This is a genomic window from Streptomyces sp. DSM 41931, assembly GCF_050271085.1.
Lineage (GTDB): Bacteria > Actinomycetota > Actinomycetes > Streptomycetales > Streptomycetaceae > Streptomyces > Streptomyces albogriseolus.
In genome coordinates, this window is record NZ_CP189902.1 from 721,467 (window position 1) to 748,021 (window position 26,555).

Genomic DNA, 26,555 nt, shown 5'->3' on the forward strand with positions numbered 1-26,555 from the left:
GCCGCATGGTGCATGTACTCAGCAGCCGTGTCCTGCTCCGCCCCTCCGACCCCGAGCGCTCCCGCGACTTCTACGGCCGCCGCCTCGGCCTCGCCGTCCACCGGGAGTTCGGCACCGGCCCGGAGCGCGGCACCGTGTACTTCCTCGGCGGCGGCTTCCTGGAGCTCTCGGGCCGCGCGGACGCGGCGCCGGCGGGCTCGCCCGACGTGCGGCTGTGGCTCCAGGTGGAGGACGCGGAGGCGGCGCGGGAGGAACTGACCGCACGGGGCGTGGAGATCGTCCGCCCTCCGGTGAAGGAGCCGTGGGGTCTGATCGAGATGTGGATCGAGGACCCGGACGGGACACCGATCGTCCTGGTCGAGATCCCGGCGGAGCACCCCCTGCGGTACCGGCCGGGGATCTGAATCCCCCTCCCCCACCCCGGAACGGTCACCGGCTACACCCGCACCGCGCTCAGCCGTCCCTCCAACTGCGCGAGCAGCCCACCGAGCAGACCGGCCAGGTCACCGAGTTCGGCCGGGCCGAGCCCGGACAGCACCGCGTTCTCGTAGGCGAGCTGCGACGGCAGGATGCCGTCCACCGCCTCACGCCCCGCGTCGGTGAGACGCACGTGCGCCACCCTCCGGTCCCGGGTGTCGCCCCGGCGCTCGACCAGCCCCCGCTCCGTGAGCTGCTTCAGCCGTTTGGTGACGGCGGCGCCCGAGGAGAACGTCTCGCGGGCCAGCTCGCTGGGCGTCAGCTCGTGCCCCGTGCGGCGCAGCGCGCCGAGCAGGTCGAACTCCGGGCGGGTGAGCCCGGCCCGCCGCAGCGGGGCGTCCTCGGCCTGCTGGAAGAGCGCCGCGCAGCGGTTGATGCGGCCGATGATCTCCATGGGGCCGGTGTCGAGGTCGGGGTGGACCGCCCGCCACTGCCGGACGACCTCGGCGACGGTGTCGCGCCCAGGGGCGGACGTGTCCGCGGTGCTCGAGGTGTCCGGCGTGCCGGTGACACCGTCGCCGGCCGATGGCCCTTGGGTCGCCGTCATGGCGATGTGTCCTCCGTGTGCGTCTGCGTGCTGGTGGTGCCGGGGTCCGGGAGGAGACCCTGGCGTCGTACCGTCGCCGCGAGCGTACGGTGTGCCGCCTGCTCGGCGAGCACCACCCGTTCCTGGGGCAGCGCGCGCTGCCACCATTCTCCGGCCGCGGCGTCGGCCGTCGCGCGCAGGTCGACGACGGCGGCGGCGAGTCCGCGGCGGGCGGCCTCCAGGGCGGCGGGCGTGGCCGCGGGGCCGGCCGCCAGGCGGGCGGCGCGCTCGCGGGCGCGGTCGACGGCGGTGAGCGCCCGCTCGAGGCGCCGCCCGGCCCGCCGGTCGGTGACGGCGAGGGCGGCGGCGAAGCCGACCAGGGCGCCGACCAGTGTGTCCACGACCCGGTCGGTGACCAGCTCGCCGGTGGGCTGGTAGCCGGGCAGCTCGGTGACGAGCAGCGCCAGCGGGGTCACGCAGACGCTGCCGAGCCAGTAGTTGCGGCCGATGAGCGCCTCGGCGCCGAAGTTGCAGGCGAGGATGCACAGCACGAGGGCGAGTGGGCCGAGCCGGGCGACCGGGGTGACGGCCGCGAAGAGCAGCACGCCGACGAGGTTGCCGACGACCCGCTGCACGGCCCTGCTCCAGGTGAGCGTGAGGTTGGCCTGGTAGAGGGAGGCGGCGGTGACCAGCGCCCAGTAGGGACGGTCGGCGCCCAGGGCGAGGGAGACGTATCCGGCGAGGGCGCAGCCGAGAGCGGTGCGAACGGCGAGGGGGGCGAGCGGCCCGAGCCGGCTCCACAACGGACGCGGCGCGACCGCCCGCTCGGCAGCCACCCCGACGAGCTCGTCCCGCTCACCGAGCGAACCCTCGTCCCGCCGCGGATCCCCCGTACGCGGTACGCGCCCCGAGCCGCGTACCGCGTCGGCCCAGGCGCGGAGGCGGGCGGGGTCGGTGTCGGCGGGTGTGGCGAGGGCGACCTCGGCGCGGACGACGAGGCGTTCGAGGGCGCGGCGGGTCGTGGAGGGGCGGTTCCGGGCCGCGAGGAGGGTCTGCCAGGCCGCGTGCACGGCGGCGTAGGCGGCGGACCGGGCGCCGGCGCTCTCCTCGCCGCCGCGCGCGGTCTCGGCGTACGCGGCGGCCGTGTGCAGAGCCTGGGCGGTGGCCCGCCGCTCCGGGCCGTGCGGGCGGAGTGGCGCGGGGGCCATGCCCACCAGCCACGCCCACGCCCCGGCCGCCGCGGCGAGCGCGAGGTGGCCGGGGACCTGGCCGAGGGTCTGGGGGACGAACAGCGTGGCGGAGCTGACGAAGGTGAGGATCACATGCGCGGGCGGCCCGACGCGGGTGGCGTCGCACACCGCCTTCTGCACGGCGGCGAGCAGAGCGCCGACGGTGACCAGGACCACGGCGTTCCGGGTGAGGGAGGCGGTGACCAGGGCCACGGCGAGGCCGCCGAGCATGCCGAGGACCACCCACGCGAGCACCTTGGCGCGGGCGGCGTACGGGCGGTGGTGCGCGTACAGGGCGCACAGCGAGCCCGCCATCGTGTACGCGGCGAGGTCGAGCCGGCCGAGCGCCACCAGGAGCAGGCTGGGCGGGGCGACGGCGGCGACCACGCTGAGGGCGGGCTTGAACCAGACGTCGGAGGGTCGCCCGAGGCGCAGCGCGCCGACGACGGGAAGGCGCCGGACGCGCGTGGGGGTGGGGGTGGCACTGCTCATGAAGAGCAAGGTTAACAGGTGTTTTACTTGTAAAAAACAGGGCCGGAGGCCGCCCGCGCCCCCGGGAGCCCCCCGCGTACCCCCTCGCGCTCGCGTACACGCCGTCGGGCACGGGCATCCCCTGATCGTCCGGTGGAGCGGTTCGAGGGGGGTTCGCGTGCACGGACCGGGATCGTCCGGCTGGCTGCTGGTGGCGCTCTGCGCGGCGACCGGCGCCTATTGCCTGCTGCGGATGCGCAGCAGCGTGGAGGAGCAGCGCCGGGCGGCGGGCGGCGAGGCGCTGATGGGGTTCGGGATGGCGGCGATGGCGGTGCCCGCGGCGGTGTTCACGCCGCCGGCGTGGGCCTGGCCGCTGTGGGCGGCGGTGTTCGGGGCGGCGGGGCTGCACGCGCTGTGGGCGGCCCGCGTCTCCGCGGGGCATCTGCACCATGTGGTGGGCGCGGGCGCGATGGTCTACATGGCGGTGGTCATGGCGGCCGCCCCGCGGGGAGCGCACCACGGCGGTGCGGGCATACCCGCGCTGACCGCGGCCCTGCTGCTGTACTTCACGGCGTACGTGCTGGTGACGGGCGCACGGCTGGTGCCGGTACCCGCCCTGGCGGGCGGGCCGGGCGTCGGGCCGCGTACCGGGTCAGGCACCGGGTGGGGCGACCGGCCGGAGCTGGCGCGGGCCTGCCGCCTGTCGATGGGGATCGCGATGGTGGCGATGCTGCTGACGATGTGAGGCCGCGCACGGGACGATCCGAGGGCACGCAAGGGACCGTCCGGCCGCCGGCGCGGGACCGTTGTCTGCGTCACTTCGGACCGCGGGCCCGTATCCAGGGGGCGTCCGCGCTTCTAGGCTGCTGCCATGATCCTCCCCGCGGTCCTGCTGCTGCTCGGCGTGCTGACCGCCGTCGTGGGTCCCCGGCTGCTCGCGCGGGCGGACTGGCCGGACCGTGAACCGGTGGTGGCCCTGTGGGCCTGGCAGTGCGTGATCGCCGCGGTGCTGCTGTGCTGTGCCCTGTCGATGACGTTCAGCGCGGCGGCGGCCTGGCGGGCGGTCGGCGGGCATGTGTTCACCGGCGCGCCGGTCGCGGTCGTGGAGGCGTACACGCTCGGCACGGCGGGCCTCTGGGCGCATGTCACCGCCGTGGTGCTGGCGTGCGGCGGGCTGTGGAGCGGGGCGATGCTGGTCCGGGAGATCGCGCGGGCCCGCGCCCGGCGCCGGGCGCGCCGCGCCGAACTGCGGCGCCGGGCTCCGCTGCTGCCCGGCGAGGAGCCGGGCTCCGACCGGCTCGTGGTGCTGGAGGGCGACCGCCCGGACGCCTGGTGCCTGCCCGGCACCCCGCCCCAACTGGTGGTCACGACAGCCGCGTTACAGCGTCTGAAGGGACGGCAGCTGGACGCCGTGCTGGCGCACGAGCGCGGTCACGCACGCGCCCGGCACGACTGGCTGCTGCACTGCTCGTCCGCGCTGGCGGACGGCTTCCCGCAGGTTCCGGTGTTCTCCGCGTTCCGGGACGAGATGCACCGGCTGGTCGAACTCGCCGCGGACGACACGGCGTCCCGCCGGTTCGGCCGGCTCACCACCGCCCTGGCCCTGGTCGAACTGAACGAGGACCGCGGGGTGTTCGGCCCCTGCCCGACCACGCAGGCGCACGTCCCGGCACGGGTGGACCGTCTGCTGGGCTCCGGCGACCGGCTTCCCCCGAGCCGCCGGCTGCGACTGACCGCCGTCGCCTCGCTGGTACCCGCGCTCCCCGTCCTCGTGGCGTTCCTGCCCGGACTGCGGGCACTGGGGTAAGCCTCCCCCACCACACGGACGCACCGTCTGCCGAGCCCCGGGCCACGGCCGACCGCGGGACGCCGGCTGCCACTGACCGCCGTCGCCTCGCCGATGATGCCCGCGCTCCCCGTCCTCGTGGCTTCCCCGCCCGGACTGCGGGCCCTGAGGGAAGCCTCCCCCACCACACAGACGCGCCGTCTGCTGAGCCCCGGGCCACGGCCGACCGCGGGACGCCGGCTGCCACTGACCGCCTTCGCCTCGCCGATGATGCCGGTGCTCCCCGATCTCCTGGCGTCCCCGCCCGGATTGCGGGCAGTGGGGTAGCGACGGCCCCGACGCGGCCGGACCGTCCCGGGACCGGGCCGGTCCGCGCCCCCTGAGGACCGGGCGGGCCGGGTTCTGGCCCGGACGCCCCCGGTCGGCGAGGATCACCCCATGCGAACCTCCCACGCCCCCGCACCGCCCGCGCCCCCCACACCCCGCGCGCCGGCCCGGTCGGCGGTGGCGGCGGCCGCCCTGCTCGGCGCCGCCTCCGCGCTGCTGCTGGCGCTGGTCGCCGCCGAGTGGCGGCCCCTGCTCGACCTGGACGGCGGCATCTCCCGCACCACGCACCGCTGGGCGGTCGCGGAGGACGGGCTGACGCAGGCGGCCCGCATCCTGACGGACTGGGTGTGGGACCCCTGGACGATGCGTCTGCTGTGCGCGGTGACCGTGGTCCTGCTGCTCCGGCGTCCGGCCGCCCGGTGGACCGCCGGGTGGCTGGTCGTGGCGGTGGCCCTGGCCACGGCCGTGCAGCAGGGGCTGAAGGCGGCGCTCGGCCGGGAGCGCCCGGAGTATCCCGACCCGGTGGACACGGCGCACTACGCCGCCTTCCCGTCGGGGCACGCCATGACCGCGACGGTCGTGCTGGGGCTGCTGCTGTGGCTGCTGCACCGTCACGGCGTGGGACGCGTGCTGTGGCGTACGGCGCTGGTGGTGGCGGTGATCTCGGTGGCCGGCGTCGGTCTCACCCGGGTCTGGCTCGGCGTGCACTGGCCGACGGACGTCCTCGGCGGCTGGCTGTTCGGCGCGCTGACGGTGGTCGCGGCGGTCGCGGTGCACCGGCGGCTGCGTCCCGCGGACGCGGGCACGGCACCGGGCCGGTCCGGCGGTACGCGCCCGCCGTCGTCCTCCCCCGCACCGTCCACCTCGGACGATCCCCCGCGTCGCCCGAGGTGAACGGCAGCCCGAAGAGGGCCCGCGAGGGCCCTTCCAGGTGCGCTGAGTATAGTTGGCTGGCAGCCAGTCAACGCAGGAGTCCAGCATGTCCCCGCGCAGCGCCCTGGTCAATGAAGAGTTGCGTCGGCGTTCCAAGGAGCGGCTGCTGCACGCGGCCGTCGAACTGGTCGACGAGCGCGGGTACGAGGCGACCACGCTGGGCGACATCGCCGACCGGGCGGGCTCCGCGCGAGGGCTCGTGTCGTACTACTTCCCGGGGAAGCGCCAGCTCGTGCAGTCCGCCGTGCACCGGCTGATGCACCGCACCCTGGAGGAGGCGCTGGAGCGGGAGCCGCGCACCGACGACGGCGGGGAGCGGATGGCGCGGGCCATCGACGCGATCCTGGGCCTGGCGCGGGACCGGCCGGTGCTGATGCGCCAGCACATGGCGGGGCTGCTGCAGGCCGAGGGGTTCCTGCCGTGTCCCGAGCAGCGGCGGCTGGCCGAGCTGCTGAGCGACACCGTCGCCCGGCACGGCTCGCGGGACGTCGAGTCCGACTACCCGATGCTGCGGGCGCTGCTGATGGGCGCCGTGTACGCGGCGGTGATGCCGGGCGCGCCCATGTCCGTGCCGATGCTGCGCGCCGAGCTGTTCAAGCGCTACCGGCTGGACTGGGAGATGGGTGTCCCGCCGGACCCCGGGGGGACCGGCGGGACGAAGGAGAAGGACCGGACGGACATGGCCCGGTTCTTCGCGACGGACCCGGAGACTCAGTCGAAGTAGTCCGGCTGCGTCTGCACGTTGAGCTCCTGCATACGGACCCAGCGGGCCGCGTCCGTGCGCTTGTCGTCGATCTTCAGGACGTCGAAGCCCTTGGCGATGTCGTTGGAGTAGATGTAGCCGTTGTAGTAGTACGCCGACCACGAACCGCCGGTGACGATCCGGTCCGTGGAGAGCGGACCGCGCTCGAAGTAGGCGATCTCCTTCGGCTTGGACGAGTTGGTGAAGTCCCACACCGAGATGCCGCCCTGGTACCAGGCCTGGACCATCAGGTCACGGCCGCGGACCGGGATCAGCGAGCCGTTGTGGGCCACGCAGTTCTCGGTGTCCGCCTGGTGGCGGGGGATCTTGTAGTAGCTGCGGAACACCAGCTTGCTGCGGTCGCCCTTGCCGACGATGTCGTAGATGCCGTCCGCGCCGCGGTTCGGACCGATCTCCGCGTTGCAGGTGGCCGCGCCGCCACCGCCCAGCTCGTCGGTGAAGACGACCTTGTCGGCCCTCTGGTTGAAGGTCGCCGAGTGCCAGAACGCGAAGTTCACATTGTCCTGGACGCGGTCGATCACGCGCGGACGCTCGGGGTTCTTGATGGAGAACAGGATGCCGTCGCCCATGCACGCACCGGCGGCCAGGTCCTTCGAGGGCAGCACGGTGATGTCGTGGCAGCCGGTGGTCTTGGAGACGCCCGGGTTGGTGGGCGCGCCCGGGTTGCCGCCGCCGTCCGGGCCCTCACCCGGGAACAGCACGGGGAACCCGACCACGGCGGCCTTGTGCGGGGCCTTGCGCGGCACCTTGATCACGGAGATGCCGTCGTGCGGCGGCTGGCAGTCCGGGTAGGCCGCGTTGGGCGAGTAGGAGGAGACGTAGACGTAGACGTTCTTGCGGTCGGGCACCAGCGTGTGCGTGTGCGAGCCGCAGGCGGTCTCGACGGCGGCGACGTAACGCGGGTTGCGCTTGTCGCTGATGTCGAAGACCTTCATGCCCTCCCAGGAGGACTTCTCGGTGGCGGGCTGCGTGGTGCTGTTGCAGCTGCTGTCGCTGCGCGAGGAGTCCGTGGACAGGAACAGCAGGTTGCCCGAGACGGAGATGTCGTTCTGCGATCCGGGACACAGCACCTGGGCCACCGTCTCGGGCTTCTCCGGGTTGCTGATGTCGAAGACGCGGAAGCCGTCGTAGTTGCCGGCGAAGGCGTACTTCCCCTGGAAGGCGAGGTCCGAGTTGGTGCCGGACAGCACGTCCTTGGGGATGTTGGCCACGTGCTCGATGTTGGCGGAGTGGACGATCTCGTCCTGGCCGGGTATCTCGCCGCTCTCGATGGCGGCGCGGGCCTCGGCCTGGTCGCTGCGGGACACTTCCTTCGCGGCGGCGGGCGAGTCCCCCGGGTCGGGAATCGCCGCGGCGGGCGCGGCGGTGAGCAGCGCGGCCAGCAGGCCGCCCGCGGCCGCGGCAACTCCCAGCCGTCTCCGCCGGGTTCGGGAAACGCTCAACAGGATCACTGTTTTCCTCCCTGGTTCCGTTCACCTCGGAACGGTGTGGCACCGGCAGTATCGTCTTCGGCATGCACATACCAACAGGGGCTCCACGTCATCGCAACAAAGTTTTTTGATCGAAGTTGCGCGGAAGCGTGCTAGGACGGTCATCGACACTCACGAGGTGTTCCGCACCACTGCCGAGCGGGAATACCGCCAGTCACAGGAGGTCCATGTGCACAACCGCCGCGTGCCACGCCTGTCCGCCGTCGCCGCCGGGCTGACCGCGCTGGCCGTCCTCGGGCTCGTGGGCTGCGACTCCGGCGAGGACGACCCCAAGTCGGCCCCCGCGAGCGGCCCTTCGGTGATCGCGCCCGGCGCTCCCGGGGAGGAGAACCGCACCCTGTCGGCCGAGGAGGCCGAGCAGGAGCGCAAGGAGGACGACTCCCCCAACGCCGCGGACGTGTCGTACGCGCGGATGATGATCCAGCACCACGCGCAGGCGCTGGAGATGACTGAACTGGTGCCGGGACGCGCCGAGTCGCCGAAGGTGGTCAAGCTGGCCGAGCGCATCGCCGCCGCGCAGAAGCCCGAGATAGGCGCGATGAAGGGCTGGCTGCGCACCCACGGCAAGACGGAGGCGGACGCGGGCCACGGGCACGACCACGCGACGATGCCCGGCATGGCGACCGAGGCCCAGCTGAGGCAGTTGCGGGCGGCCGAGGGCAAGGCCTTCGACCAGCTGTTCCTCACGCTGATGATCACGCACCACCAGGGCGCGATCACCATGGCCACCGAGGTGAAGGGCCAGGGGAACAACATCCTGGTCGAGGAAATGGCGGACGACGTGGTCGCGCAGCAGACCAGTGAGATCAACCGGATGCGCGACCTGCTGTGACGTTCCGCCGGGACGGCGGTCCGCTCAGCGGCGGGCGTGGCGCGGGGACAGCAGCCCCGCGTCGCGCGTCCGCCCGATGAGGCGGAGCGCCCCGCGCCGGCTGTAGCCGGTCTGGTCCATCACGGCGAGCACCGGGTCGGCGCCCCGCTCCTGCGCGGCCCGGTACGCCCGGGCCACGACCGGCCACCCGGCCCGCCCGCCCGGGGGCTCCTCCCGGTGCGTGCCGCCGGTGCCCTCCCCCGGCTCCGGCTCGGGCTCGGCGCCGCAGGCCCGCGCCAGCGGGCCCTCGATCCAGTCGGCGAACACGGCCAGGTCCTCCAGTGCGAGCGCGGGGCGGGCCTGGACGTCCTCCACACAGACCCAGCCCTCGCCCACGGACGCCAGCGCCTCGATCGTGGCCCCGTCACGGAAGGCCAGCCGCACATGGAGCCACCGGGTGGAGCGCTCGCCCTCCCGCACCTCCCACGCGGGCCACACGGACACCGCACCCTCCGCCGGAGAGCGATCGGAAAGTTGAAGAAAAGATGCCTCGAGCACACAGGCAACGTAACGGGGCGATCAGTTTCCCTCCGTAGGAACACGCACCCCGGACGGCGGACGGCACCCTGTCAGCGGAGCGCGGGCGGTGCCATGCTGGGAGGCGCCGGCGGTCTCCCGCCGGTCCCCCTCGGGGTGAGGAGTTCCCCGTGCTGCGTGTCGCCGTCGTCGGAAGCGGGCCCAGCGGGTGCTACACGGCCCAGCATCTCGTCCAGCTCGATCCGGGGGTCCGGGTCGACGTCCTCGACCGCCTGCCCTGCCCCTACGGCCTGGTCCGCTACGGCGTGGCCCCGGACCACGAGAAGATCAAGTCCCTGCAGGGCAGCCTGCGCGCGGTGCTGGAACACGAGCGGGTGCGGTTCCTCGGCGCGGTGCCGGTCGGGCCGGACGGGGTGCCGGCGGCCCGGCTGCGGGAGCTGTACCACGCGGTGGTCTACTGCGTGGGCGCCGCCGCGGACCGGCATCTGGGCGTCCCGGGCGAGGGCCTTCCGGGGAGCTGGTCGGCGACCGAGTTCGTGTCCTGGTACAGCGCGCACCCGGACGCCGCCGACGCCGGGTTCCTGCACGGGGCGCGGTCGGCCGTGGTGGTCGGCGTGGGGAACGTGGCCGTGGACGTCACGCGCATGCTGGCGCGCGGGGCGGGCGAACTGCGCCCGACCGACATGCCGCACGCGGCGCTGACCGCCCTCGCGGCGAGCGAGGTCGAGGAGATCCACATGGTCGGCCGGCGCGGCCCCTCGCAGGCCCGCTTCACCACCAGGGAGCTGCGCGAACTGGGCACCCTGCCGGACACCGCCGTCCAGGTCGACGCGGCCGAGGCGGCGCTCGACCCGTCGTTCGCCGACCCGTCCGGCCTGCCTCCGCCCCGGCGCCGCAACGTCGAGGTGCTGCGCGGCTGGACGGCGCCGCCGCAACCGGACGCCCGGCGTCTGATCCGTCTGCGGTTCTTCCTCCGCCCGGTCGAACTGCTCGCCCGCGAGGGCCGGGTGGGCGCCGTGCGCTTCGAGCGGACGGCGCCGGACGGTCGGGGCGGGGTCACCGGGACGGGCCGCTTCGAGGAGGTCGAGGGGCAGCTGGTGCTCCGCTCGGTCGGGTACCGGGGGGTGCCGCTGGAGGGGCTGCCGTTCGACGCGGCGACGGGCACGGTGCCGCATCTCGGCGGGCGGGTGCTGCGCGGGGGCGCCGTCGCGCCGGGCGAGTACGTCGCGGGCTGGATCAAGCGGGGCCCGACCGGCGTCATCGGCACCAACCGCTCGTGCGCGAAGGACACGGTGACGTCCCTGCTCCAGGACGCCCCGTCCCTCACCGCCCGCGCCCTCCCCGACGACCCGCTGCCGGCCCTGCGCGCCGAGGGCGTGGACCCGGTCCCCTGGCAGGGCTGGCAGGCCATCGAACGCGCCGAGTCCCGCCTGGGCGCCTCCCTCGGCCGGGGCGTCGTCAAGCTCCCCGACTGGGAGTCGCTGCTGACGGCGGCCCGGGGCGGGGACGCGTCTGTCCCCCGGTCGTAGCCCTGCCTAGCGCGTGACGGCCGCGGCCGCCGGCCGGGGGTCGACCGGTGTCAGCACGCCCAGGCGGTCCTCGATCTCCTGGGCGGCGGCCAGACACAGGTCCTCCCGGAACGCACGGCCCACCACCTGCACGCCGCACGGCAGCCCGTCGCGGATCCCGGTCGGCACGGCCACCGCGGGCACCCCGACGAAACTGGTCACCGTGCAGAGGCGCATGCCGACGGCGACCCGCTCGCGTCCCGCCGCGTCCCGCGACTCGAGTCCCGGCTCGACGGGCGGCTCGGTGAAGACCGGCCCGAGCAGCAGCGGGAAGGCGTCGAGGAACTCCGCCCAGGAGCGGCGGATACCGAGCCAGGAGCCCATCAGCCGCATGAGTTCCGCGGCGTCGGCGCGCGGCGTCCTCTCCAGGGCGAGCTGGATGTAGCGGTCCCCGCCGTCGCCGAGCAGCTGCCGCACGGCCGGCCAGGTCGGCGCGAACTCGGTCAGCGTGATCCTGCCGTACGCCTCGAGCGCCTCGTCGTGCCGGGGGACGTCGGCCGTCTCCCGCACGTCGTAGCCCGCGTCGCTCAGCGCGTCCGCCGCCGCGGTGAGCGCCGCACGGACGACAGGGTGCACGCCCCGGCCGCCGGGGTCGGCGACGAGCGCGACCCTGACCGGTCCCGGCAGCGGTGCGCCGTCGAGCGGCACCGGCACGGCCCGGGGGTCCCGCGGATCGGTCCCCGCCAGCGCCTCGTACGCCAGCCGCAGGTCGGCGACCGTGCGGGCCAGCGGCCCGTCGGTCACCAACGCCTGCGAGGCCGGTCCGGGGTCGTCAGGACCGAGGACACGGTGGTCGGCGGGGAACCGCCCGGGAGTCGGCTTCAGCCCCGCGACACCGCAGAAGGAAGCCGGGATCCGCACCGATCCGCCGGAGTCGTTGCCAAGACCGAGGGCCGCCATGCCCGTGGCGACGGCCACCCCGTCACCGCCGCTGGAACCGCCCGGGGTCCGGCTCGGGTCCCACGGATTGACGGTGTCGCCGAACAGCTCGCTGCGGGTGTGCATCCCGGCCAGAACCAGCGTGGGCATGTTGCTGTGGCCGATCGGCACGGCCCCCGCCGCGCGGAGCCGGGCCACCGGGGGCGCGTCGGCCGCCGCCACGAGGTCACGGAAGCGCGGCAGCCCGAAGGTGGTCGGCACGCCTTCGACCGGCGTGGTCTCCTTCACCGTGAACGGCACGCCGGCCAGCGGCCCGAGCTCCTCGCCCGCCGCCCGCCGCCGGTCCGTGCGCGCCGCGTCCTCACGGGCCCGGTCGGCCATCAGCTGCGTCACCGCGTTGACCCGTGGGTTGACCTCGGCGATGCGTTCCAGATGGCTGTCGACCAGGTCGGCCGCCGAGATCTCCCCGCTGCGGACCGCCGCCGCCTGGTCGGCCGCCGTCATGGCCCACATGGTGTTCTGCCCGCTCATCGCGTTCTGCTCCTCTGCCGCATGCTCCGTGCCCGACCCTACCCCGTAATCGATACACTCGTATCGGAAAAAGGAGGTCGCCGGACCATGCCCAAGCAGGTGGACTACGCGAGCAGACGCCGCCGGATCGCCGAGGCCGTCTGCCTCTTGGCGGACGAGCGGGGACCGGAGGGGGTGAGCATGCGAGACGTGGCCGCACGGGCGCAGGTCTCCCTGGGCGCCGTGCAGCGCTGCTTCCGCACGAAGGAGGAGATGCTCCTCTTCGCCGTCGGACACGTCGGCGAGCGCGTCACGGAACGGGTGCGGGCGCGCCTGGCCGCGAGCCCGGCACAGTCGGCCGCCACCACGCTGGGGCACGCGGCCGACGAGGTGGCGCTGGTGCGGGAGGAGCACCGCGCCGAGGCGCGGATCTGGCTCGCGTTCGTCGCCCGGGCCTCCGTCAGCGCGCCACTCGCCGCCTCGCTGAGGAGCAGCTACGCGCCCCTCCAGGAGCTGTTCGTCCGACTCGTCACCGAAGCGGCGGAGAGCAGGCCGGATGCCGGGGACACGGCCCCGCCCGACGCGGTGCGGGAGGCCCGCACGCTGCTCGCCCTCACCGACGGCCTCACCAGCCATGTCCTCATCGGCCATCTGACGCCGAAGGAGGCCGAGGACGTGCTGCACGCCCACCTGTCCGGACTGTGGGAGCGCCTCGGCGTCACCGCTCCGGGGCAGAGGGGCTGATCGCGCGCCCCAGGCACGATCACCTGCCGATGATGCCGCCATCGGCCGAATAAATCCCCAGGCCTGTACAGGTCCCGCTTTGCGATGCTTGTCGCCGGTCCGGAGGTTGGCCGCCGAATGATGTTCACGAAGACATCGATGAGGGAGAACGGTATGGAGCCGGCAGAACTCCACCGCGCGGTTGAGGCAGGACGGGCGACTGCTTCGGAGCTGGGCCTTCAGGTCGACGACGCGATCGTCGTCCACAACTCGGACCGCGTCGCGCTGCGCCTGGTCCCTTGCGATGTCCTGGCCCGGGTCGCACCGTTGGGGCATCTGGCCGATTCCGAGTTCGAGGTAGAGGTTGCCCGCCGTCTCGCCGACGTCGACGCGCCGGTGGCCGAGCTCGATCCTCGGGTCGAGCCCCGGGTCCATGTGCGTGACGCCTTCGCCGTCTCGCTATGGACCTACTACGAACCGGTGGGATCAGAGATCGCGCCGGCCGACTACGCAGACGTGTTCGTGCGGCACCACGCCGCCCTCCGGCAGATCGATCTGGACGCACCGCATTTCACCGCCCGAGTCGCCGTGGCACTGAGGGAGGTGAACGACCGGGAGCAGTCTCCCGAGCTGCCCAAGGGTGACCGGGCACTCCTCAGCGACACGCTCAGTGGACTGAGCGCCGCGATCGGCAGCGACAAAGCCGGCGACCAGCTGCTGCACGGGGAGCCTCACCCGGGCAACCTCCTGAACACGAGGAGAGGGCCGCTTTTCGTAGACCTCGGCACCTGCTGCCGCGGGCCGGTCGAGTTCGACCTCGCCCATGCGCCCGAGGACGTGGGGAAACACTATGCGGGGGCTGACCCCGACCTGATCCACCGGTGCCGCGCCCTGAACTGGGCGATGTTCTCCGCCTGGCGCTGGCGCCGGGACGACCAGATGCCCGACCGGGGTCACTGGCGAGTGGAGGGCCTCAACCAGGTGCGCGCCGCACTCGATCGCTGCGGACCGGCCTGAACGTGAGACAGAGGGGCCGCCGTCCCGGCCGGACACGTCCCAGGTGTCAGGCCCGCGCGCCCCGTGCCGTCTGGCGGCGTGCCGCGGTGAGGAGGGCGTCGAGGAGGCCCGGGAACAGGGCGTCCAGGTCCTCGCGGCGCAGGCCGTTCATCTTGGCGGTGCCCTCGTAGACCTGCTGGATCACGCCGCTCTCGCGCAGCACGCGGAAGTGGTGCGTGGTGGTGGACTTGGTGACCGGGAGGTCGAAGCGGGAGCAGGACAACGCGGCCTCGGCGTCGGCGAGTTCACTGACGATGCGCATCCGGACGGGGTCGGACAGCGCGTGCAGCACTGACTCCAGCCGGATCTCGTCCCGCGCGGGATGCGGCAGGACGCGGGGGCTGGGAGGGGCGGTCGTCACGGCGTCTCCATGGTGCTCCGGGAGCCTACATTGTACGAGAACCCTCGTAGTTTGACATCTTCCGTACTACGATGGCTATCGTACGAGTCGCCCACCCGTCGTCCCCTTCCCCACGGAGCCCCTCGTGAGCACGCTCTTCGAGCCGTACACCCTGCGCGCCCTGACGATCCCCAACCGCGTGTGGATGGCGCCGATGTGCCAGTACTCGGCCGCGCCGGACGGCCCGGAGGCCGGCGTGCCGCACGACTGGCACTTCGCGCACTACGCCGCCCGCGCCACCGGCGGCACGGGACTGATCGTCGTCGAGGCCACGGCGGTGTCACCGGAGGGCCGCATCTCGCCGTACGACCTCGGGATCTGGAACGACACCCAGGCCGAGGCGTTCCGCCGGATCACCCGCTTCCTCGCCGCGCAGGGCACCGTGCCGGCCATTCAGCTGGCGCACGCCGGGCGCAAGGCGGCGACCGACCGGCCCTGGAAGGGCGGGGCGCCGCTCGGGCCGCACGACCGCGCCTGGCAGCCGGTCGCGCCCAGCGCGGTCCCCTTCAGTGAGCGCCACCAGGTGCCGGACGAGCTGAGCACGGAGCAGATCCGGGAGATCGTCGGCGACTTCCGGGCGGCCGCCCGCCGTGCCCTCGCCGCCGGTTTCGAGGTCGCCGAGATCCACGGCGCCCACGGCTACCTGATCAACGAGTTTCTCTCGCCGCACTCCAACCACCGCACCGACGCCTACGGCGGCTCGTACGAGAACCGCACGCGGTTCGCGTTCGAGGTGGTGGACGCCGTACGTGAGGAGTGGCCGGACGACAAGCCGCTGTTCTTCCGCGTCTCCGCCACGGACTGGCTGGACGCGGACGGCTGGACCCCGGACGACACCGTGCGTCTCGCCGCCGGTCTGCACGCCCGGGGCATCGACCTGCTCGACGTCTCCACCGGCGGCAACTCCCCCGGCGTCCGCATCCCGACCGGCCCCGGCTACCAGGTGCCGTTCGCCGCGCGGGTGCGCCAGGAGACGCCGATGCCGGTCGCCGCCGTGGGTCTGATCACGGACGCCGGGCAGGCGGAGAAGATTCTCGCCAACGGCGAGGCGGACGCCGTGCTGCTGGGCCGTGAGCTGCTGCGCAACCCCTCCTGGGCCCGGCAGGCCGCCCGCGAGCTGGACGCGCGGGTCCGTGTGCCGGACCAGTACCACCTCTCCGTCTGACCTGCTCACCGCTTCCGTCTCACGCCGGCGGCCCGGAAACCCGCTCAGGGTTTCCGGGCCGCCGGCGTCGGTCGTTCCTGGCCGAATACGGACCACGCGAGGCGTTGACCAGAAAGCGCTTTCCCTCTACGTTCCGTTCATCGACGTGACCGGGACGTGACCGTTGAACGGATTCGGCCCGCACGTCGTACAGAGTGATGAACATTGTTCATCCACATGGCTCGACACCCCCACACCTCGACAGAAGGAACGACATGACATCCGCGACACGACCGCGCACCCCACGGCGCGCACTGACGGGCGCGCTCGCCACCCTCGGCCTCTCGGTTGGCATGGTCCTGACGACCGCGGCCCCGTCCGCGCAGGCTGCCACCTGGCCGTCCCCGAACGGCAGCCAGGGCGTCTCCTCCACCATCTCGGTGTCCGGCACCAAGGACTACGGGATGAAGCGCCTCTACGGCACCGGTGACCTGGGCTCCGGCGGCCAGGACGAGGACCAGGGCCCGCTCCTTAAGCTGGCCGACGGCGCGGTGCTCAAGAACGTGATCCTCGGCGCCCCCGCCGCCGACGGCGTCCACTGCGAGGGCTCCTGCACGCTGCAGAACGTCTGGTGGGAGGACGTCGGCGAGGACGCCGCCACCTTCAAGGGCAAGTCGTCCGGGGCGGTCTACACCGTGAGCGGCGGCGGCGCGAAGGAGGCCAGCGACAAGGTCTTCCAGTTCAACGGCGCGGGCACGCTGAACGTGTCCAACTTCGCCGTCCAGAACTTCGGCACCTTCGTCCGCTCCTGCGGCAACTGCTCCACGCAGTACAAGCGGACGATCAACCTCAACTCCATCGAGGTGACCTGGAAGGGCGGCCGCATCGCCGGCATCAACACCAACTACGGCGACAGCGCAACCCTGCGGAACATCACGATCGTCGGCGACAGCAGCAAGAAGATCGTGCCGTGCCAGAAGTACATCGGCAACAACACCGGCAAGGAGCCCAGCAGCAACGGCTCCGGCCCCGACGGCACGTACTGCAAGTACAGCTCGTCCGACATCACCTACCGGTAGTCCCCCCCCACGGGCAGCGGCCGTACGGGCGTCCCGCGCGGCGCCCGTACGGCCGCGGGCCTTCTCCCCGTCCGCACGCGTGCGGTCAGGTCCCGCCCACCAGCGAGCGCACCTCGCCCTCCAGCCCCCGCCGGTAGTCCGCGTACGCGGCCCGCAGCGCGTCGCCCGGCCAGCCGGCGGGGAGCAGGCAGGGCGGCAGCACGGGGTCGGCGAGCAGCTGGCGCACCACGGCCGCGAACAGGGTCAGCCGCTCGGCCGGACGCCCGGTGCGCCCCACGTGCCCGAGCAGCTCGCGGGCCTCGTCCGACCAGGCGTCCAGCGGCCAGAGCCGTGCGGCGAGTTGGGCGGCGGGCCGCGCGGGGCGGGCCGTACCGCGTTCGGCCACCTCGTCGAGAGCGGCGGGCAGCGGGCGTTCCAGATTGGCCGGGCGCAGCCACACCCCCTCGCGCAGCTCGGCGAGGCGCAGTCCGGCCAGCCGGGTGCGCAGCTCCGCCCGTTCGGCGGGGCCGCGCCCGGTCGCGGTGACGACCACCAGCTCCCAGTCCCCGTCCCACGCGCGGGTGCGCGGCCGTACGGACTCGTCCTGGCGGCGCTGGCGTTCCAGGAGCCGGTCGCTGAGGCGGTAGCCGGTGTCCGTGCGGCGCAGGTCCCCGGCGGCGACCATCCGGCTCAGCGCCGCCCGCAGCGTCGACCCGCCGAGGCCGAAGCCCTCCATCAGCCGTCCGAGCTCCCGCGCCGGAAGCTCTGGCGGATGGGCGCCCAGCAGCAGGCTGAGGACGACCGACCGCGCGGAGAGCGGGCGCAGCCGCGGCCCGTCCGGTGCCGGCTCCGCCGGGTCGTCGCTCCGCATGAGCCGTACTTTAGGCCCCCGTTCGGGCCCGGTTTCCTTCAGGTGTTCTCGCTCCGCCCCCGTACAGGGGGCTGACCGACCGGCACGGCTGAGGGGACGCGCGCCAATGTGTTGCACTATTGCTGCACCCGCAGGGATAGTGCAACACTCAGTCATGACCCTCACGCGTGCCGACGAATCGCAGCGGACCCCCCACGGACTCGGCGCCCTCGGCGGCGCCACCCACGACGTCACCAACCAGCCCCCTCACCCGGCGCCGTACGACGCCTCGGACGACGTCGCCCTGCTCGAAGGGGTGCGGCGGGAAGGCGCGGGCTGGGCGGAGGAGGACCTGCGGCGGCTGGGACGGCTGGCGGGGAGCGAAGAGGCGCAGGAGTGGGCCGAGCAGGCCAACCGTCACGAGCCCGAGCTGCGCACCCACGACCGGTACGGGCACCGCGTCGACGAGGTCGACTTCCACCCGAGCTGGCACCACCTGATGCGCACCGCCGTCGCGGAGGGGCTGGCCGGCGCGCCCTGGGCGGACGACCGTCCCGGCGCGCACGTGGCCCGGACCGCCGGCGGACTCGTCTGGGGCCACACCGACGCGGGACACGGCTGCCCCACGTCGATGACGTACGCGGCGATCCCGGCCCTGCGCAAGCAGCCCGAGCTGGCGAAGGTCTACGAGCCGCTGCTGACCAGCCGTGAATACGACCCCGGGCTGCGCGTGCCGGCCGAGAAGCGCGGGCTGCTGGCCGGCATGGGGATGACCGAGAAGCAGGGCGGTTCCGACGTCCGCACCAACACCACCGCCGCGACGCCGACCGCCGAGCCCGGCGTGTACACCCTGCGCGGCCACAAGTGGTTCACCTCGGCACCGATGTGCGACGTGTTCCTGGTGCTGGCCCAGGCGCCGGGCGGGCTGTCCTGCTTCCTCGTGCCGCGGGTGCTGCCCGACGGCACCCGCAACACCTTCCGCATCCAGCGCCTCAAGGAGAAGCTGGGCAACCGCTCCAACGCCTCCTCCGAGCCGGAGTTCGACGGGACGGTGGCCTGGCTGGTGGGGCCCGAGGGCCAGGGCGTGAAGACCATCATCGAGATGGTCAACTGCACGCGCCTCGACTGCGTCATGATGTCGGCGGCCCTGATGCGCAAGACGCTCGTCGAGGCGGGCCATCACGCGCGGCACCGCAGCGCCTTCGGGGCGCGCCTGGCCGACCAGCCGCTGATGCGCAACGTGCTGGCCGACCTCGCGCTGGAGTCCGAGGCCGCCACGACGCTCACCCTGCGGCTGGCGGGCGCGGCGGACCGCGCGGTGCGCGGGGACTCCGGCGAGGCCGCGTTCCGGCGGATCGCGACGGCGGTCGGCAAGTACTGGGTCACCAAGCGCGGCCCGGCCTTCACCGCCGAGGCGCTGGAGTGCCTGGGCGGCAACGGTTACGTCGAGGACTCGGGGATGCCCCGCCACTACCGGGAGGCCCCTCTGCTGTCGATCTGGGAGGGCTCGGGCAACGTCAACGCCCTCGACGTGCTGCGGGCGCTCGGCCGCGACCCGGCGACGGCACAGGCGCTGTTCGACGAACTGTCGCTGACGCGCGGCGCGGACGCCCGGCTGGACGCGGCCGTGGCCGGGCTCGAGGACCAGCTGGCCGAGGGGTCGCAGGTGACGGCCCGGCGGCTGGTGGAGCGGATGGCGCTGACGCTGCAGGCGTCCCTGCTGGTGCGGCACGCGCCGGCCGCGGTCGCCGACGCGTTCTGCGCGACGCGGCTCGGCGGCGACTGGGGGCACGCCTTCGGCACGCTGCCGGCGGGGGCCGGGCTGGACGCGATTCTGGAGCGGTCGCTGCCGGGGCGGGAGTGAGGCGGGGGTCCGGGCCCGGGTGAGGCGAGGCCCGGACCCGGGTGAGGCGGGCGGGGCCTTGCCGCGTGGGAGGGCGGTCGATCAGGCCGTCCGCCGCGGGGCCCGCCGCACCGCTCTGACCTGCGGTCATGCCGTGTCCGACGGTGACTGTCAGTGGCGGGGTGCACACTGGCCGGTGTCCTGATCGAGGACGTCGAAGGCGATGTCACGGAGGTGATCGGCATGACCGAGGTACTGCTCGCCGTGGGCACCCGCAAGGGCCTGTTCATCGGACGCCGGCGAGGCGGCTCCTGGGAGTTCGACGAGTCCCCCTACTTCAAGGCGCAGGCCGTGTACTCGGTCGCGCTCGACACCCGGGGGAAGAGCCCTCGGCTGCTGGCCGGCGGGGACAGCGCGCACTGGGGGCCGTCGGTGTTCCACTCCGACGACCTGGGCCGCACCTGGACCGAACCGGCCCAGCCGGCCGTCAAGTTCCCGCCCGACACCGGCGCTTCGCTGGAGCGGGTCTGGCAGCTGCACCCGGCGGCGGCCGAACCGGACGTGGTGTACGCCGGTACGGAACCGGCCGCGCTGTACCGCTCGGAGGACCGCGGGGAGTCCTTCGAGCTGGTCAGACCGCTGTGGGAGCATCCCACCCGCTCCAAGTGGGTGCCGGGCGGCGGCGGTGAGGGGCTGCACACCGTGCTGACCGACGCGCGCGACCCGCGGGCGGTCACGGTGGCCGTCTCCACCGCGGGCGTGTTCCGCACCCTGGACGGCGGCGCGAGCTGGGAGCCGTCCAACCGCGGGGTGTCCGCGGTCTTCCTGCCCGACCCCGACCCGGAGTTCGGGCAGTGCGTGCACAAGGTCGCCCGGGACGCGGCCGACCCGGACCGGCTGTACCTGCAGAACCACTGGGGGGTCTACCGCAGTGACGACGCGGGCGCGCACTGGACGGACATCGGCGAAGGGCTGCCCTCGACGTTCGGGTTCGCGATGGTGACGCACCCCCACCGCGGCGACACGGCGTACGTGTTCCCGATCAACGCCGACTCCGACCGGGTCCCGGCCGGCCGGCGATGTCGCGTCTACCGGACCGGGGACGCGGGACGCAGCTGGGAGCCGCTGTCGGCGGGACTGCCGCAGGAGGACCACTACGGCACGGTGCTGCGCGACGCGATGTGCAGCGACGACGCCGACCCCGCGGGCGTCTACTTCGGCAACCGCAACGGCGAGGTGTACGCGTCCGCGAACGACGGTGACACCTGGGAGCAGTTGGCCGCCCATCTGCCGGACGTGCTGTGCGTGCGCGCAGCGGTCGTCGGATGAGGTCCGTGCGGATCCCGCCGGGTTCGGGCCACGGGTTGATGGCCGCTGCCGGCACGGCAGTAGGGTGACGCCCGTGGCACCACGACCCTTGAACGAGATCGTCGAAGCGGGCTGGGCGCAGGCCCTCGAACCGGTGGCGGGGAGAATCGCCGCGATGGGGGACTTCCTCCGCGCGGAGATCGCCGCGGGACGCACCTACCTCCCGGCGGGGGCGAACGTCCTGCGGGCCTTCCAGCAGCCCTTCGACGAGGTACGCGTCCTGATCGTCGGGCAGGACCCGTACCCCACGCCGGGGCACGCGGTGGGCCTGAGCTTCTCCGTCGCGCCCGATGTGCGCCCCCTGCCCGGCAGCCTGATCAACATCTTCCGCGAGCTGAACAGCGACCTTGGCCTGCCTCAGCCGTCGAACGGCGACCTGACCCCGTGGACCGAGCAGGGCGTGCTGCTGCTCAACAGGGCGCTGACGACGGCCCCGCGCAAGCCGGGCGCCCACCGCGGCAAGGGCTGGGAGGAGGTCACCGAGCAGGCGATACGCGCACTGGCCGCACGGGGGAAGCCGCTGGTCTCCGTCCTGTGGGGGCGGGACGCCCGCAACTGCCGTCCGATGCTCGGTGATCTGCCCGCCGTGGAGTCGGCGCACCCGTCGCCGATGTCCGCGGACCGCGGGTTCTTCGGCTCGCGCCCGTTCAGCCGGGCCAACGACCTGCTGATCCGTCAGGGCGGGCAGCCGGTGGACTGGCGCCTGCCGTGACCGGAGCCGGCTACCTCGCCGTGGACTCCGGCGGCTCCGGACTGCGGGCCGTCGTCGGGGCGCCCGGGCGCGGTCCGCTGGCCCGGGCCGCCTCGGACGTGCCGGTGCGCACGGGCGGGCGAGGGCTCGACCCGGTGCACTTCATGGAGCAACTGGTGCCGATGACGCGGGCGTTGTGTGCCGAGGCGGGTCTGGAGCAGGTGGACACGGCCGCGATCGGCGCGGCGGGGATGGCCAGCCTGGGCGACGCCCTGCGCGCGGAGCTGCCGGACGGGTTGGCCCGGGAACTGGGCGTCACACGGGCGGCGTTGGCGGCCGACGCGGTCACGGCCTACGTGGGCGCCCTCGGGCCGCGCCCCGGCGCGGTGATCGCGGCGGGCACGGGCCTCATCGCGCTTGGCACCGATCTGTCCTGCTGGCGGCGGGCGGACGGCTGGGGTCATCTGCTCGGCGACTGCGGCGGCGGCGCGTGGATCGGGCGGGCCGGACTGGAGGCCGCGCTGCGCGCGCACGACGGGCGGGACGGCGGTTCCGTGCGGCTGCTGGCGGACGCGGAGGAGATGTTCGGTCCGGTGACCGGGCTGCCGGGGCAGGTGTACCCGCGCGCCGACCGGGCGGCGGTGCTCGCCTCGTTCGCCCCGCGCGTGGGCGCGTGCGCGGAGGACGGAGACCCCGTGGCGCTGGACATCGTGCGGACGGCGGCCCGGCACATGGCCGGCTCGGCCGCCGCGGTGTGCCCGGCGGAGGGCGCGCCGGCGGTCGGCTGCACCGGCGGGCTGTTCGGGCTCGGGGAGGTGCTGCTGGCGCCGCTGGACGAGCGGCTGGCGGAGTTGCTGCCGGGCGCGCGGCGGGTGCCCGCCGAGGGCGGTCCGCTGGACGGGGCGGTGCGGCTCGCCGAGGACCTTTCCGCTGGTCCGCTCGCTCTTCCGGGTGACGAGAGGATGCTGTGCGTGACGAGCACGGGGGGAACGGACATCACCCTCACGGCCGACACCCGTACGTAACTCATCCGACAAAACCGGACGGATACCGCTCACCTGCACCCTCCCCGAACAGGAGGCCCCCGGAAGCCACTAACATGCGGCAACATGAGCACCCCCACTGGGCCCGCGTCCGGCCTGCCCGTACGAATGCCGCGCCCCCGCCAGCCCGGACGGCACCGCCGTCCCGAACCCCTGGTGGCTCCCGAGGACGCGCCCGCGCTCGTCCTCGCCGTGCCGGGTAAGCCCAGTAGTGCCACCCGCTCGCTCGCCGACGAGGTCGTGAGCATCGCACGGTCCGAGCTGCCCGGTCTCGACGCCCGGATCGGCTACCTCGACGGGGGTGACGAGGAGTTCCCCTCGCTGACCTCCGTCCTCGCGCACGCGGCCGAGGAGCGCACCGCCCGCTACGAGCAGGCGCGTGCCGCCGGTTCCGACGTCAAGGAGCCCGACGGCCCCGTCGCCGTCGTCGTGCCGCTGCTCGCCGGCCCGGACAGCGCGCTGCTGCGCCAGGTCCGCCAGGCCGTCATGGACAGCCGCGTCGCCGCCGAGCTGACCGACGCCCTCGGCCCGCACCCGCTGCTCGCCGAGGCGCTGCACGTGCGGCTCTCCGAGGCCGGTCTGGCCCGCGCCGACCGCGCCCGTCTGTTCACCGTGGCGACCGCCGCGGACGGCATCATCCTGGCCTCCGTGGGCGGCGACGAGGCGGTGCAGGCGGCCGGCATCACCGGCATGCTGCTCGCCGCGCGCCTCGCCGTGCCGGTGATGGCGGCGGCCCTCGACCAGGAGGGCTCCATCGCCTCCGTGGCCGAGCAGCTGCGCAACGCCGGTTCGCAGCAGCTGGCGCTGGCGCCGTACCTGATCGGCCCGGAGATCGACGCCTCGCTCGTCGAGGAGGCCGCGAAGGAGGCGGACTGCCCGGCGTCCGAGCCGCTCGGTCCCTACCCGGCGATCGGCAAGCTGGCCCTGGCCAAGTACACGACCGCCCTGGGGATCGCGCCCCAGCAGCCCCAGAGCACCCCGGCCCGCTGACGCGGGCGACTCATCCGCAGGACGCCTGAAGGGCCCGCTCCGGTGACCGGAGCGGGCCCTTTGGCGTGGGGTGCGGATGTCCCGGCCGGTCAGCGGGCGGCCGCGCCGGCCCCCACGCGCCTGCCAGCGGAGCCCGACGGTGTCCGCAGCGGGGCCGACAGCTCCGCGAGGGTGCGTTCCAGGCTGTGGAGGTGGGCCAGGGCCGGTTCCGTCGTGGAGGGCGCCGTGCGCGGTTCGACGTCGCGGCCCGTCGTGAGGGCCTCGACCGCCGCCTCGACGCGCCAGCAGGCCGCGGCCAGGCGGGCGTCGTGCGAGGCCTCCGGGTCGGCGGCGACGGCGACCAGGCCGCGGATCTCGCGGGCGCAGTCGTCGAGCAGGGCGAGCACCTGGCGGGCCCGCCGCTTGCGGCCGAGCATCGGGTTCAGCGGGTGGACGAGGGGCGCCACGGACTGGCGTACCCGGGCGAGGAGCTGTTCCAGTTCCGCGGCCTTGGGCGCCGGGTCCGCGTCCGGGTCGCCGGCCAGCCGTGCGGCCGTCCGCGCCGTGCAGGCGTGCACGCAGCGCAGCGCCCGCTGGATCCAGGCGTCGGTGACGCTGTGCGTGGACACGGGCAGCACGAGGACCACCGCCAGCGCCGCGCCGAGCGCGCCGACGCCGGTCTCCGCCATGCGCAGGGCGAGCAGGGACGGGGTGAGCACGCCCAGCAGGCCGTACAGCATGGCGGCGAGGACCGTCACCCAGAGCATCATCCAGGTGTACGAGAGGGCCGCCGTGTAGAAGATGCCGAAGACGGAGACGGCGACGACCAGCACGGTGAGCGCCGCGTCGCCGTGTGCGGGGACGGCGACGAGCAGGGCGAGGCCGGCGCCGATGACCGTGCCCAGCACGCGGCGGAAGCCGCGCACCAGGGTCTCGCCGCGCGAGGTGGTGTTGACGAACGCCCACCATGTCGCGCCGACGGCCCAGTACCAGCGCTCCCCTGACACCAGCTGGCCCACGAGCAGGGCGAACCCGGCGCCGGCCGTCGCCTGGACGGCCTGCCGGGTGGTGATGCGGGCGAGCCCCGTGCCTCCGGGCGGCGCCGGCACGGCCACCGGGGGCAGCCGCCGCTCGTAGCACCACAGGCCGAAGCGCACCGCGCCCGCGGTCGCCACGGACAGCAGCACGGAGGCGGACAGCTCGGCGAGCTGGCCGGTCCGGGCGTGCAGGAACTGCGCCGCGAAGAAGGTCATGAAGGCGAAGATGCCGAGGGCGTGTCCGCGCGGCCCCCAGCGCCTGGCGTACACGCCGGTCCCGACCACGGCGAGGAAGGCCGCGTCCCGGGCCACCGGGTGGTCCTGGAGGACCGCGGCGGCGGCCAGTACGGGCAGGCCGGCGGCGGGCAGGAGGGCCGTGGTGACGGCCTGCCCGCGGACGGTGGCGTCGGTGACGGTGAACAGGGCGAGGAGCGCGGCGAGCCCGCCGGTGATCGCGCCGGTGAGGGAGTGCCCGGCGAGCCCGCAGGCGACGACGGCCAGCCCGATGCCGAGCACGGCCCGCGTCGCGAACCGCAGCCGGATCCGTCCCGGATCCGGAGCCATGAACACCTTCTTCAGCACCTACCGCCCCCTGGCATCTCGTACGACATGTGTCGTGGCATGAAAAAGGCGCCACGGTTTCGCAGCGCCATCGACACACCTATATCAGCATCTCTGCCGCCAGTGGCTCAACCGAGCGCTGCCGGAGTGGGCCGTTGGTACAGTCGTCACGGCATCCTCTGGGCCATCGCCGTGCCAATGGCCGACTTCGGAGCGACGACCTCGTGGCCGTGGACGAACTCGACACCCGCATCCTGCGGCTGCTGCTGGAGCAGCCGCGCACCAGCGTGCGTGAGTACGCGCGGATCCTCGGCGTGGCGCGCGGCACGCTCCAGGCGCGGCTCGACCGCATGGAGCGCGAGGGTGTGATCACCGGCACCGGCCCGGCCCTCTCCCCCGCCGCGCTGGGCCACCCGGTGCTGGCGTTCGTGCACATCGAGGTCACCCAGGGGCATCTCGACGAGGTGGGGGACGCGCTGGCCGCGGTGCCGGAGATCGTGGAGGCGTTCTCCATCACGGGCGGCGGCGATCTGCTGACCCGGGTGGTGGCCCGGGACAACGCCCATCTGGAGGATGTGATCCAGAAGCTGATCGGGATGCCGGGCGTGGTCCGCACCCGTACCGAGGTGGCACTGCGGGAGCGGGTGCCGCACCGGCTGCTGCCGCTGGTGGAGTCGATCGGCCGGTCGGCACGGAGCTAGCCCCTGCCATGCTGGACGCATGAACGCACTCGGCACCCTCTCGGTCGTCTTCGATCTCGACGGAACACTCGTGGACAGCGAGCCGAACTACTACGAGGCCGGGCGCCGCACGCTCGCCGAGTACGGCGTCCCGGACTTCACCTGGGCGGAGCACGAGCGGTACGTCGGGATCAGTACCCGCGAGACCATCGCCGACTGGCGCCTCCGGCACGGCCTGTCCGCGTCGGTGGACGAGCTGGTGGCGGTCAAGAACCGCCACTACCTGGAGCTGGCCCGGACGAAGACGACGGTGTTCCCCGAGATGCGCGCGTTCGTGGAACGGCTGGCGGACGAGGGCGTCCGGATGGCCGTGGCGTCGGGATCCTCGGCCGAGGCGATCGACGTGATCCTGTCCGGCACCGGCCTGGACACGTGTCTGCGCACCGTGGTGTCGGCCGACGAGGTCGCCCACGGCAAGCCGGCCCCCGACGTGTTCCTGGAGGCGGCGCGGCGGCTCGCCGCGGAACCGGCGGACTGCGTGGTGGTCGAGGACGCCGCGCCGGGCGCGGCCGCCGCGCACGCGGCCGGAATGCGCTGCATCGCCGTGCCCTACGTCGCCGCGCAGGCGGACGCGCCGGAGTTCGCCACGGCGGGTCTGCTGCTGCGCGGCGGCCAGACGGAGTTCACGGCGCGGGCGGCCTGGGACTGGCTGACCGGGACCGCCCGACGGAGCTGACCGGCTCGGGCTCGGGAGCCGCCGGACGCCGTGCACGAGGCCCGCTTCCCCGAGCGGCCGAAAATTCTTTCCTGAACAGTGATTGTTAC

Annotated in this window: 26 protein-coding genes; 18 read left to right on the forward strand and 8 right to left on the reverse strand. The window is 73.9% G+C overall.

Annotated elements, in window-relative coordinates:
• Window positions 1–5: 5 nt before the first annotated feature.
• Window positions 6–404 (forward strand): VOC family protein, encoded by a 399-nt coding sequence (locus tag ACP7TJ_RS03410; RefSeq protein ID WP_193459439.1) that lies wholly within the window; start codon window positions 6–8, stop codon window positions 402–404.
• 32 nt (window positions 405–436) lie between these two features.
• On the opposite strand, the gene ACP7TJ_RS03415 is transcribed toward ACP7TJ_RS03410, so the two are convergent.
• A complete protein-coding gene (locus ACP7TJ_RS03415) occupies window positions 437–1,024 on the reverse strand; it encodes a MarR family winged helix-turn-helix transcriptional regulator (RefSeq protein ID WP_093765573.1) in 588 nt (195 codons plus the stop codon).
• Complete coding sequence (locus ACP7TJ_RS03420; protein WP_427762036.1) at window positions 1,021–2,724, reverse strand: FUSC family protein; 1,704 nt, start codon at window positions 2,722–2,724, stop codon at window positions 1,021–1,023. Before ACP7TJ_RS03420 ends, ACP7TJ_RS03415 begins: the two co-directional genes overlap by 4 nt.
• A gap of 157 nt (window positions 2,725–2,881) precedes the next feature.
• On the opposite strand from ACP7TJ_RS03420, the gene ACP7TJ_RS03425 reads away from it, so the two are divergent.
• The 4 genes from ACP7TJ_RS03425 (at window position 2,882) to ACP7TJ_RS03440 (ending at window position 6,473) form a co-directional block, all read left to right on the forward strand.
• A complete protein-coding gene (locus tag ACP7TJ_RS03425) occupies window positions 2,882–3,448 on the forward strand; it encodes a DUF5134 domain-containing protein (RefSeq protein ID WP_167742412.1) in 567 nt (188 codons plus the stop codon).
• A gap of 126 nt (window positions 3,449–3,574) precedes the next feature.
• The gene (locus ACP7TJ_RS03430) at window positions 3,575–4,510 is read left to right on the forward strand and encodes a M56 family metallopeptidase (protein ID WP_427762037.1); all 936 of its coding nucleotides are present in this window, start codon (window positions 3,575–3,577) and stop codon (window positions 4,508–4,510) included.
• Window positions 4,511–4,927: 417 nt separating this feature from the next.
• Complete coding sequence (locus ACP7TJ_RS03435; RefSeq protein WP_167742414.1) at window positions 4,928–5,710, forward strand: phosphatase PAP2 family protein; 783 nt, start codon at window positions 4,928–4,930, stop codon at window positions 5,708–5,710.
• 85 nt (window positions 5,711–5,795) lie between these two features.
• Window positions 5,796–6,473, forward strand: coding sequence for a TetR/AcrR family transcriptional regulator (locus tag ACP7TJ_RS03440; RefSeq protein ID WP_167742415.1), 678 nt, complete (start codon window positions 5,796–5,798; stop codon window positions 6,471–6,473).
• Here ACP7TJ_RS03440 and ACP7TJ_RS03445 read toward each other — a convergent pair.
• Window positions 6,461–7,963, reverse strand: a complete 1,503-nt coding sequence (locus tag ACP7TJ_RS03445) for an LVIVD repeat-containing protein (RefSeq protein WP_093765054.1) — start codon at window positions 7,961–7,963, stop codon at window positions 6,461–6,463. The two genes, ACP7TJ_RS03440 and ACP7TJ_RS03445, sit on opposite strands and share 13 nt — an antisense overlap.
• 208 nt (window positions 7,964–8,171) lie before the next feature.
• Between ACP7TJ_RS03445 and ACP7TJ_RS03450 the strand changes: the two genes are divergently transcribed.
• On the forward strand, window positions 8,172–8,834 hold the full coding sequence (locus tag ACP7TJ_RS03450; protein ID WP_167742549.1) for a DUF305 domain-containing protein: 663 nt from the start codon (window positions 8,172–8,174) through the stop codon (window positions 8,832–8,834).
• 24 nt (window positions 8,835–8,858) lie between these two features.
• On the opposite strand, the gene ACP7TJ_RS03455 is transcribed toward ACP7TJ_RS03450, so the two are convergent.
• Window positions 8,859–9,317, reverse strand: a complete 459-nt coding sequence (locus ACP7TJ_RS03455; protein WP_367548618.1) for a DUF6214 family protein — start codon at window positions 9,315–9,317, stop codon at window positions 8,859–8,861.
• Between the two features lie 203 nt (window positions 9,318–9,520).
• On the opposite strand from ACP7TJ_RS03455, the gene ACP7TJ_RS03460 reads away from it, so the two are divergent.
• Complete coding sequence (locus tag ACP7TJ_RS03460) at window positions 9,521–10,879, forward strand: FAD-dependent oxidoreductase (RefSeq protein ID WP_427762041.1); 1,359 nt, start codon at window positions 9,521–9,523, stop codon at window positions 10,877–10,879.
• A gap of 6 nt (window positions 10,880–10,885) precedes the next feature.
• Here ACP7TJ_RS03460 and ACP7TJ_RS03465 read toward each other — a convergent pair whose 3' ends face one another.
• Window positions 10,886–12,328 (reverse strand): amidase, encoded by a 1,443-nt coding sequence (locus tag ACP7TJ_RS03465; RefSeq protein WP_189910705.1) that lies wholly within the window; start codon window positions 12,326–12,328, stop codon window positions 10,886–10,888.
• An 87-nt stretch (window positions 12,329–12,415) separates the two neighbouring features.
• Between ACP7TJ_RS03465 and ACP7TJ_RS03470 the strand changes: the two genes are divergently transcribed.
• A complete protein-coding gene (locus ACP7TJ_RS03470; RefSeq protein ID WP_367495527.1) occupies window positions 12,416–13,051 on the forward strand; it encodes a TetR/AcrR family transcriptional regulator in 636 nt (211 codons plus the stop codon).
• 153 nt (window positions 13,052–13,204) lie between these two features.
• The gene (locus ACP7TJ_RS03475; RefSeq protein WP_427767268.1) at window positions 13,205–14,047 is read left to right on the forward strand and encodes a phosphotransferase; all 843 of its coding nucleotides are present in this window, start codon (window positions 13,205–13,207) and stop codon (window positions 14,045–14,047) included.
• A gap of 46 nt (window positions 14,048–14,093) precedes the next feature.
• Here the strand turns inward: ACP7TJ_RS03475 and ACP7TJ_RS03480 are convergent, their stop codons facing one another.
• Window positions 14,094–14,447: an ArsR/SmtB family transcription factor gene (locus tag ACP7TJ_RS03480; RefSeq protein ID WP_093765061.1), complete on the reverse strand. Its 354-nt coding sequence runs from the start codon at window positions 14,445–14,447 to the stop codon at window positions 14,094–14,096.
• Between the two features lie 124 nt (window positions 14,448–14,571).
• Between ACP7TJ_RS03480 and ACP7TJ_RS03485 the strand changes: the two genes are divergently transcribed.
• Together ACP7TJ_RS03485 and ACP7TJ_RS03490 are read left to right on the forward strand one after the other, a co-directional pair.
• Complete coding sequence (locus ACP7TJ_RS03485) at window positions 14,572–15,651, forward strand: NADH:flavin oxidoreductase/NADH oxidase (RefSeq protein WP_167742420.1); 1,080 nt, start codon at window positions 14,572–14,574, stop codon at window positions 15,649–15,651.
• A 254-nt stretch (window positions 15,652–15,905) separates the two neighbouring features.
• Window positions 15,906–16,709 (forward strand): pectate lyase, encoded by an 804-nt coding sequence (locus tag ACP7TJ_RS03490; protein WP_167742421.1) that lies wholly within the window; start codon window positions 15,906–15,908, stop codon window positions 16,707–16,709.
• A gap of 85 nt (window positions 16,710–16,794) precedes the next feature.
• Here the strand turns inward: ACP7TJ_RS03490 and ACP7TJ_RS03495 are convergent, their stop codons facing one another.
• Window positions 16,795–17,559 carry a PaaX family transcriptional regulator C-terminal domain-containing protein gene (locus tag ACP7TJ_RS03495; RefSeq protein WP_385996359.1) on the reverse strand — a complete coding sequence of 255 codons (765 nt, stop codon included), beginning with the start codon at window positions 17,557–17,559 and terminating at the stop codon, window positions 16,795–16,797.
• Window positions 17,560–17,713: 154 nt separating this feature from the next.
• Between ACP7TJ_RS03495 and ACP7TJ_RS03500 the strand changes: the two genes are divergently transcribed.
• The 5 genes from ACP7TJ_RS03500 (at window position 17,714) to ACP7TJ_RS03520 (ending at window position 23,473) form a co-directional block, all read left to right on the forward strand.
• Entirely contained in the window at window positions 17,714–19,402 is a 1,689-nt protein-coding gene (locus tag ACP7TJ_RS03500) for an acyl-CoA dehydrogenase family protein (protein ID WP_367460204.1), read from the forward strand.
• Between the two features lie 153 nt (window positions 19,403–19,555).
• Entirely contained in the window at window positions 19,556–20,710 is a 1,155-nt protein-coding gene (locus tag ACP7TJ_RS03505) for a WD40/YVTN/BNR-like repeat-containing protein (RefSeq protein WP_376725033.1), read from the forward strand.
• Window positions 20,711–20,783: 73 nt separating this feature from the next.
• Window positions 20,784–21,461, forward strand: a complete 678-nt coding sequence (locus tag ACP7TJ_RS03510; RefSeq protein WP_048456410.1) for a uracil-DNA glycosylase — start codon at window positions 20,784–20,786, stop codon at window positions 21,459–21,461.
• The gene (locus tag ACP7TJ_RS03515) at window positions 21,458–22,465 is read left to right on the forward strand and encodes an N-acetylglucosamine kinase (protein WP_427762046.1); all 1,008 of its coding nucleotides are present in this window, start codon (window positions 21,458–21,460) and stop codon (window positions 22,463–22,465) included. The genes ACP7TJ_RS03510 and ACP7TJ_RS03515 overlap by 4 nt, the downstream gene beginning before the upstream one ends.
• Before the next feature lie 84 nt (window positions 22,466–22,549).
• On the forward strand, window positions 22,550–23,473 hold the full coding sequence (locus tag ACP7TJ_RS03520; RefSeq protein WP_093765068.1) for a sirohydrochlorin chelatase: 924 nt from the start codon (window positions 22,550–22,552) through the stop codon (window positions 23,471–23,473).
• Between the two features lie 89 nt (window positions 23,474–23,562).
• Here the strand turns inward: ACP7TJ_RS03520 and ACP7TJ_RS03525 are convergent, their stop codons facing one another.
• Complete coding sequence (locus tag ACP7TJ_RS03525; protein ID WP_427762050.1) at window positions 23,563–25,071, reverse strand: FUSC family protein; 1,509 nt, start codon at window positions 25,069–25,071, stop codon at window positions 23,563–23,565.
• Between the two features lie 203 nt (window positions 25,072–25,274).
• Here ACP7TJ_RS03525 and ACP7TJ_RS03530 point away from each other — a divergent pair, with 203 nt between their 5' ends.
• Entirely contained in the window at window positions 25,275–25,751 is a 477-nt protein-coding gene (locus ACP7TJ_RS03530) for an Lrp/AsnC family transcriptional regulator (RefSeq protein ID WP_093765070.1), read from the forward strand.
• Window positions 25,752–25,770: 19 nt separating this feature from the next.
• The gene (locus ACP7TJ_RS03535; protein WP_427762053.1) at window positions 25,771–26,466 is read left to right on the forward strand and encodes an HAD family hydrolase; all 696 of its coding nucleotides are present in this window, start codon (window positions 25,771–25,773) and stop codon (window positions 26,464–26,466) included.
• The last annotated feature ends 89 nt before the right edge of the window (window positions 26,467–26,555 follow it).

Coding starts and splice junctions, on each gene's coding strand:
- ACP7TJ_RS03410 (WP_193459439.1), top strand. CDS start 6: ATGGTGCATGTACTCAGCAGCCGTGTCCTGCTCCGCCCCTCCGACCCC.
- ACP7TJ_RS03415 (WP_093765573.1), bottom strand. CDS start 1,024: ATGACGGCGACCCAAGGGCCATCGGCCGGCGACGGTGTCACCGGCACG.
- ACP7TJ_RS03420 (WP_427762036.1), bottom strand. CDS start 2,724: ATGAGCAGTGCCACCCCCACCCCCACGCGCGTCCGGCGCCTTCCCGTC.
- ACP7TJ_RS03430 (WP_427762037.1), top strand. CDS start 3,575: ATGATCCTCCCCGCGGTCCTGCTGCTGCTCGGCGTGCTGACCGCCGTC.
- ACP7TJ_RS03435 (WP_167742414.1), top strand. CDS start 4,928: ATGCGAACCTCCCACGCCCCCGCACCGCCCGCGCCCCCCACACCCCGC.
- ACP7TJ_RS03440 (WP_167742415.1), top strand. CDS start 5,796: ATGTCCCCGCGCAGCGCCCTGGTCAATGAAGAGTTGCGTCGGCGTTCC.
- ACP7TJ_RS03465 (WP_189910705.1), bottom strand. CDS start 12,328: ATGAGCGGGCAGAACACCATGTGGGCCATGACGGCGGCCGACCAGGCG.
- ACP7TJ_RS03470 (WP_367495527.1), top strand. CDS start 12,416: ATGCCCAAGCAGGTGGACTACGCGAGCAGACGCCGCCGGATCGCCGAG.
- ACP7TJ_RS03475 (WP_427767268.1), top strand. CDS start 13,205: ATGGAGCCGGCAGAACTCCACCGCGCGGTTGAGGCAGGACGGGCGACT.
- ACP7TJ_RS03490 (WP_167742421.1), top strand. CDS start 15,906: ATGACATCCGCGACACGACCGCGCACCCCACGGCGCGCACTGACGGGC.
- ACP7TJ_RS03495 (WP_385996359.1), bottom strand. CDS start 17,559: ATGCGGAGCGACGACCCGGCGGAGCCGGCACCGGACGGGCCGCGGCTG.
- ACP7TJ_RS03500 (WP_367460204.1), top strand. CDS start 17,714: ATGACCCTCACGCGTGCCGACGAATCGCAGCGGACCCCCCACGGACTC.
- ACP7TJ_RS03520 (WP_093765068.1), top strand. CDS start 22,550: ATGAGCACCCCCACTGGGCCCGCGTCCGGCCTGCCCGTACGAATGCCG.
- ACP7TJ_RS03535 (WP_427762053.1), top strand. CDS start 25,771: ATGAACGCACTCGGCACCCTCTCGGTCGTCTTCGATCTCGACGGAACA.